Here is a 568-nt window from a genome sequence, read left to right as displayed (position 1 = left end):
AAAAACCGGAAGCAGAAAAACCAGAAGTAGAAAAACCGGAAGCAGAAAAACCAGATGAAAATAAAAAACCAGATGCTGAAACAATTAAAGATGGTGAATACAGCATCAATTTTAAAGCGTTAAAAGATCAAACAGACGAAATTTCAATGATGAACACATATACAAAAAGTCCAGGTGTGCTAAAAGTAAAAGATGGTAAGAAGTATGTATCATTTACGTTAACGAACAGTTCTTGGATTACAAAATTTGAATTTGAGAAAAATGGTTCGTTTGTTGATGCAAATGTAATAAGTGAAGATAAAAAAGCTGATACACGCGTAGTGGAAGTAGAAGTGCCAGATTTATCGAAAAAGTTAAATGCAAAAGTAAAAGTAGATATCGATTCAATGAATTATCACCATTTTTACGATATTCAATTTGCATTTGATAAAGGTAGCATTAAGCCGTTAGATAACCAAGGCGGAAACAACAACCAAGGTGGAAACGACAATCAAGGCGGAAATAACAACCAAGGCGGAAATAACAACCAAGGCGGAAATAACAACCAAGGCGGAAACAACAACCAAGG

At 34.5% G+C, this 568-nt stretch carries 1 protein-coding gene; it reads left to right on the top strand.

Annotation, left to right across the window (positions count from 1 at the left end; all coding sequences use genetic code 11):
* Positions 1–568 (top strand): NEAT domain-containing protein (locus tag MR167_RS31710; RefSeq protein WP_242316247.1); only part of this gene is annotated, 568 nt, incomplete at both ends.

It is taken from the genome of Bacillus cereus group sp. BfR-BA-01355, from assembly GCF_022663675.1.
Classification (GTDB): Bacteria; Bacillota; Bacilli; order Bacillales; family Bacillaceae_G; genus Bacillus_A; species Bacillus_A thuringiensis_S.
The sequence above is the reverse complement of the archived record's forward strand: the minus strand, read 5'-3'. Positions and strand labels throughout refer to the sequence as shown.